The organism is Sphaerospermopsis reniformis (genome assembly GCF_005402885.1).
Lineage (GTDB): Bacteria > Cyanobacteriota > Cyanobacteriia > Cyanobacteriales > Nostocaceae > Sphaerospermopsis > Sphaerospermopsis kisseleviana.
In genome coordinates, this window is the sequence record NZ_BJCE01000048.1 from 21,843 (window position 1) to 28,165 (window position 6,323).

The 6,323-nt window shown below is 38.4% G+C and carries 7 protein-coding genes; 2 read left to right on the forward strand and 5 right to left on the reverse strand.

Annotated features, from left to right (window positions below):
- Positions 1 to 195: 195 nt before the first annotated feature.
- Together FFR48_RS30725 and FFR48_RS30730 are read right to left on the reverse strand one after the other, a co-directional pair.
- Positions 196 to 381, reverse strand: coding sequence for a hypothetical protein (locus FFR48_RS30725; protein WP_443096392.1), 186 nt, complete (start codon positions 379 to 381; stop codon positions 196 to 198).
- Positions 378 to 536 carry a hypothetical protein gene (locus tag FFR48_RS30730; protein WP_443096393.1) on the reverse strand — a complete coding sequence of 53 codons (159 nt, stop codon included), beginning with the start codon at positions 534 to 536 and terminating at the stop codon, positions 378 to 380. Before FFR48_RS30730 ends, FFR48_RS30725 begins: the two co-directional genes overlap by 4 nt.
- Before the next feature lie 672 nt (positions 537 to 1,208).
- Between FFR48_RS30730 and FFR48_RS09400 the strand changes: the two genes are divergently transcribed.
- Positions 1,209 to 2,648 (forward strand): TIGR03985 family CRISPR-associated protein, encoded by a 1,440-nt coding sequence (locus tag FFR48_RS09400; RefSeq protein ID WP_201277589.1) that lies wholly within the window; start codon positions 1,209 to 1,211, stop codon positions 2,646 to 2,648.
- A 148-nt stretch (positions 2,649 to 2,796) separates the two neighbouring features.
- Here FFR48_RS09400 and FFR48_RS09405 read toward each other — a convergent pair whose 3' ends face one another.
- Positions 2,797 to 4,038, reverse strand: coding sequence for a glycosyltransferase family 4 protein (locus FFR48_RS09405; RefSeq protein WP_137667175.1), 1,242 nt, complete (start codon positions 4,036 to 4,038; stop codon positions 2,797 to 2,799).
- Between the two features lie 155 nt (positions 4,039 to 4,193).
- Positions 4,194 to 4,931 (reverse strand): photosystem II repair protein Psb32, encoded by a 738-nt coding sequence (gene psb32 / locus FFR48_RS09410; protein WP_096569750.1) that lies wholly within the window; start codon positions 4,929 to 4,931, stop codon positions 4,194 to 4,196.
- Between the two features lie 184 nt (positions 4,932 to 5,115).
- Here psb32 and surE point away from each other — a divergent pair, with 184 nt between their 5' ends.
- Positions 5,116 to 5,796 carry a 5'/3'-nucleotidase SurE gene (gene surE / locus FFR48_RS09415; protein WP_096569753.1) on the forward strand — a complete coding sequence of 227 codons (681 nt, stop codon included), beginning with the start codon at positions 5,116 to 5,118 and terminating at the stop codon, positions 5,794 to 5,796.
- A gap of 45 nt (positions 5,797 to 5,841) precedes the next feature.
- Here surE and FFR48_RS09420 read toward each other — a convergent pair whose 3' ends face one another.
- Positions 5,842 to 6,156 (reverse strand): hypothetical protein, encoded by a 315-nt coding sequence (locus FFR48_RS09420; RefSeq protein ID WP_137667176.1) that lies wholly within the window; start codon positions 6,154 to 6,156, stop codon positions 5,842 to 5,844.
- Positions 6,157 to 6,323 lie beyond the last annotated feature (167 nt).

The following is a 6,323-nucleotide window of genomic DNA, read 5'->3' on the forward strand; positions in this document are numbered from 1 at the left end:
TCCCCAGAGTCAGCTTTTGGGCATTTGTAACGAAATGTAAAGGAATGTATTGGTTTTGGCGCAGGAAGCTAGAAAGATTTACATTTAGTAATCTTTGGTAATTTTCAAAAAATGTTGGTTTTTTGGGTTGACATCTGGAAGTTTTTGTTTTATTCTGTATTTATTGGCTGGAAACGGCAATCTGAACCTAGAAAATTAAATACTGACTTCGCTTGTTACATCATTGTTTCCGTAGCTTGGCGCAAACGCCCCTTGAAAGCTATTTGTAACAAGGTCTCCATGAGTGTAGGGTTTTTCATAACCAATTCCCCGCAAGGGGATGGAAACTTTTATGATTGTCCCTTCAGGACGTATTGGATTGTAATTAATGTAGTTTTTCATAACCAATTCCCCGCAAGGGGATGGAAACACAAAGGAGATTGGAAGGTTAATGCAATAGCCAGTGGAATAGGTTTTTCATAACCAATTCCCCGCAAGGGGATGGAAACAGTGATAAAATTCCCGACTTTATCCACAGAAGAGTTTTTGTTTTTCATAACCAATTCCCCGCAAGGTGATGGAAACTCTCGGGCGAAATTTTTTGCCGCGATGATGTGATCTAGTTTGTTTTTCACCATCAATTCCCCGCAAGGGGATGGAAACAAAACTTGGGGAGAAAAAAAGATAGAATTACTAAAAAATGCGATCGCTTGGTTGTAATAAATTAGGACTTACGCAAGATGTGACTGAAAACCTTATTCTTGCGTAGGGGTAATTCATGAATTACCCCTACTTTCGTTCCCTGTTGCGTAAGTCCTGTGTAATTTAATCAGCTTTTGCAGTGCCAATACAAAAAATTGAACTTGCCAAAATAGACAATAAACAATAGACATCTCCAGAAAAGAAATTCTGGAACTTATTTATGGGGGCAAGGCGAAGCTTATGGGATATCTAGATGTCTGATTTTTTCGATAAATTATGGCCCTGTAAGGGCGAAGCATTTGGAAAATATCCTTTGGTGAATACCGATCATTAATCGCTCGAATGCTTCGCCCCTACTTCGCCCCCACAACTTATGACAAATTAATACATTCTATTGTGGAGATGTCTAATAAACAATGTACAATTGAAAATTATACTTACTGCAATTGGTTTTTTTGTCTCCTGGAAAAAAGAGATTTTAAACACCCTCTTAAACAATTGTCAATTATCAATTATCAATTATCAATTTGAACAGCTTCCCCTATCCACCCACACCGCAAATATTACATTGGTTAGCAGCAGGACAACTAGCCAACCGTTTGCAGCGTTCAATTAGATTATGGGTAATATTAAATAAACTGTATGGGGAAGAAAACTGGACAACAGACCTAGCAAAAAAATTTACCTACGCACAACTACGCGATCGCCTATTTTCCTACTATCACCCCAAAAGCGAAAAACTCAACGCCGAACAAATAACCACCAAATGTCAGGACCCCACCTGCATCTGTCATCAAAGCGGATGGCAAATTATTCAAACTGCCAATAGCCACATTTGCCAAACCCAATGGCAACAAGAAATACAACAACTCACCGGCATCAGTTCCCAACAACTGCACCAACAACTACAACAACCCCCCTTTGCCACAGTTCATCGTTCCCTCAGAGATGATCTCAAACAGCTAACTCGTTTAGGATGGCTGCAAACAGTAGTCAAAGGAGAATATCAAACTCTCTCTAAAACCGAACTACCAGCACCAACAATTTCTGCAACAGCACAAGCAACCTTTACCCAACTGTCCCTACCCCAAACCTGGGAACTACTGCACGTCTTAGAGTCCATATCCTTTGTGCAGCCAAACCTAGATATCATCATTCATAATTTGTGGGAACAAATAGTAGATCATACCCATACATCTCCCACCATCCAAGAACCACAACAACGGATATTTCTGCATTTAGACTATATACTCTCTCAAGAAATGCAGGACCAGGTAGATAACTATCAAGAACAGTTAGAACAACTATGGCGTATACCAGCCGCTGGAGTAGTGCAGTTTGAATATTGGATCGCAGCTACAGCAAGCAAAGTACAAATAACCGTTTATCCTGTGTGTTTGCATTATCTCCGACGTGCCAAATATCTCAGCGCCTATGGTATAGATCCCCAAGGAAATATAACATGGCATAACTACCGACTGGACCGCATCGCCTCAGAAAAATTGCAAATTCTTCCCTGGGGAGATCCAGGTATACCCAAAGAATTAAAAGAAATGTGGCACAGTGGCAACTTACCCACCCCAGAATATGTAGAGACAGAATTAGAAAAAGCTTGGGGTTTCAACTTTTACCTACAACGGGAATTATTGATCATTCGTTTTCCCCCAGCATTTGCCCAATGGTATGTAGATAACACCTTTCGCCATCATTCTTTCCAGCGTATTGCCTATGAAAAATTAGCAAATTTAATTACAGCAGACATTCCCAAAACCCAGCAGCAGCAAATATTAGATATTATCAAACACAGAAATAAACAAGATATTTATTATCAAGCTTGGATACGTACTGGGGATATTAATGTTTTGATGCGGTTACGAGACTGGCGGCCAAATGGAGAAGTAATAGCACCTTTGTCTATTCGTCAACGACTCAAAGAAGAAGCGAGTAAAGAATTAGCTAATTATTAATTGGTGATTGGTGATTGGTGATTGGTGATTGGGAATTGGTGATTGGTGATTGGGAATTGGTAATTGGGTTATTAACTTTTTCCCTTAAAAAAGAGGTTTTAAACTTCAATGAAACAACTATCAACTATCAATTGTCAATTGTCAATTGTCAATTGTCAATTTTTCTGCCTAACATCCAATCTAAATGTTGTGGTAATAATGTTTGTAGATCATAATTATTAACTATTGTCTTGCGTGCAGCGGTACGAATAGAAATCATATCTGGAGAATTATCTAAAGCTGTATTCACCTTTTCGGCAATTTGTTGGGGAGAAAAGAAATTTACCAACAGTCCATTTTTACCATCTTTAATTACTTCCTTAACTGGTGGAGTATCAGAAGCTATTAACAAACATCCTGCGGACATTGCTTCTAACATTGACCAGGATAAAACAAAAGGAAAAGTTAAATAAATATGGGCTGAGGATGCTTGTAAAACTTGCAAATATTCAGTATAAGGAAGTAAACCAGTAAAGTGTAATCTGGTTAAATCTAAATCTAATTTTTCTAACATTAATTGTTTATAAGTTTTCCCATCAGGAAGATTTTTTCCATAGGCTACTCTATCTTCTCCCACAACTACAATATGACAGTTTGGGCGTTGTTGTTGAATTAATGCTACTGCTTCCATAAACTGAGGAAAACCGCGATAAGGTTCCATTCCTCTCGCTACATAAGTAATTAATTCTGAAACATGAGAAAGATCAAGATTAATTCGGGGTAAAACTAATTTAGCATCTGGCTTGGGTTGAAAGAAATTAGTATCAATTCCATCGTGACAAACAGTGATTTTTTGATGATATTCTAGGGGAAATTGTTGACGTTGCCAATTAGTAGGAGAAAGTCCGCGATCGCAATGGTATAAATCTAGTAAAATCGGTGAATTTTTGACTTTAATACGACACAAATCATCGGCATTTAATGGATCACTGGGATCAAAATCGGCATCAGAACCGCGAGCATGATAAAACCATTCAAAGAAACATAATAATTCTGCTTTCGGGAAAATTTCTTTCATAAATAATGTCGGACCCCAGCCGGAATGACCGTAAATTATATCGGGAATAAAACCCTGTGTTTTTAATTGTTCTGCTATGCGATATACAGCTTGTCCGGTGAGAATTGCATTTTCTAAATTGCGGATATAATGATGAGTTTGGGGTGCTGCTGTGCGGGAAGGTTCATAAATAACTTTCAATACTCCTGGTATTGATCCTTCCTGACGATTTGTACCAAATACTACTTGATATTTATCATCTTTGGCTAAAGTTGTGGCCAGATGACGAAATTGGGCGGGAAAGTTGGGATGTAAAAATAAAATCCGTTTGGGATGTTGAGAAGTATTTTTCATGGTCAACTGTGTACAAAACCGTAAAGTAAAAAATTCGTAAGGATTCAGGATACAGAATACAGTTGCTACAAACAAATATTCTGACTCCTGACTCCTGATTCCTGACTCCTTGATCTCCTGACTCCTTACAAAAATTCTACCTATTCCCTCATTATTTACCCCTGATTGGAAGGCTGATTGATTTGGTATAAATAATAAGTTGCCATGGGAATGACAGTAGCTGCAATTAACAAACCTACTACCCAAGCAGTAGCATTACCTTTGTTTTTGTCGGTTTCTTCCGCATTGCTAAATGTGCTTTCTACCTGTACAGTTTCTTTTTCTGCTGGTGGACCGGGATCAGGTTTACCAGAAAGGACTGCTACTAGGCGATCGCGCACATCCAAAAATCCTTGATTATATTTATTACCATCCCGTAATGCTGACCCTAGTGTTTCTTCTGTGACACTATTAGCGATCTCATCAGTCAAGAGAGTTTTCACTTGATCCCCGCTGACAATAGTTGCACCATTGGTTAGAGTATCAACGATCACAATCGCTTGGTTAGCTTGTGCTTCTGGTGTAGGAAACCATTTTGTAAATAGTCCTTTCGCAAAACTTTCCGGTGTTTCCCCATAGTCGAAACGGTGAATGGTAACAATTCTCACCTCATTACCTGTTGCTTTGGCCAAGTCTTTAAAAGCACCGCTGATTTGACCTTCATTAAAACGGCTAAGAACATCACCTTCATCTACAATCCAGGTATCTGCTGTCAGGTTGGGTATTTGATATACTCCAGTAGCAAAAGCAGGTGTCACAAAAACAGAAATAGCCATCATCATCACCAATACAGGTACAATGAGACGGGTAAGGTATGAATGACCACTAAATAATTGCTTGAGTAGCTGTTTCATGAAATGAATCCTAAAATACTCTTGCAATCAAAATACTACATAATCTAGGTCAAAAGCATCTGATTTGAGGATAATTCCTGGATGGTAAAATTACCAGGATTTATTTCAGGATTTATTTCAGGATTTATTTCAGGATTTATTGGTCGAATCAATCTAAACTCTAAAATCTAAACTCTAAAATCTCATGACAATCATCTTAACTAACGACGACGGTATCGACGCACCAGGTATTCAAGCTTTGCTGAAAGCGGTAAATGACAAAGATGTAATTATCGCTGCACCAGCAACACATCAGTCTGGTTGTGGACATCAGGTGACGACAACTGAACCGATTAAATTAGAACGTCGTTCTGATTTTGAATATGCTATTGCTGGTACTCCTGCTGATTGTGTGAGAATTGCCATAACACAAATTCGTCAAGATGTCAAGTTTGTGCTTTCAGGAATTAATGCTGGTGGTAATTTGGGAGTGGATGCGTACATTTCTGGAACTGTTGCTGCGGTGAGAGAAGCTGCAATGCACGGTATTCCTGGTGTGGCGATTTCTCATTATCGCAAAGCTAAACTCAATTATAATTGGGATTTAGCTGCTAAATGGACATCAGTAATATTAGCAGATTTACTGAAAAAGCCTTTAGCACCTGGTAGCTTTTGGAATGTGAATTTACCCCATCTACTACCGGGAGATGGTGATCCTCAAGTTGTTTTTTGTCTACCCTGTACCAAACCTTTACCTGTAAATTATCGAGTAGAGGGTGATAATTTTTATTATGTTGGTGAATATGGTAAACGCGATCGCACTCCTGGTAGTGATGTAGATGTATGTTTTGCTGGCAATATTGCAATTACTCAATTAAAGGTTTGATCATGCCAATTTTGGATTTTGGATTTGGGAATAAGCTGGGGTAGTTCATATTTCTTCATCTACACTTTGCAGCAAAAACACAATGTTATCTACAGATTTTGTCAGTTGATTGATTTCTTGTAATGAATCTTTTTGTGTTTCAGCGAGACTTTGTACAGCATCACACAAGGCAAAAATTTGATATCCTTGCTGCTGTAATTGTTTTCCCTGTGATTCTACTTGTACGATCAAATCATCTACTCTTTGAGCTAAACGCTCAATAGTATTAGTAGTAGAAAGCACAGCTTCACCGATTTGCTCAACAATAGATTCTAAAGATTCTAAGCGGTTTGTTTTAGTTTCTATTTCTGCGTATATCATTTCTAGAGCACCCCAATTTTGAAAAATCATTATCAGATAATAGACCTGTCCGAAAATTAAAAAGGCAGTCTGTGTATGGCTTTGAGGATGTTCTCATTTCAGCCAGACTTGACGTAATCATCAGGGCTAGAGATAGTTACTGTTAGTATAGCCCGGAAAAAATGCCG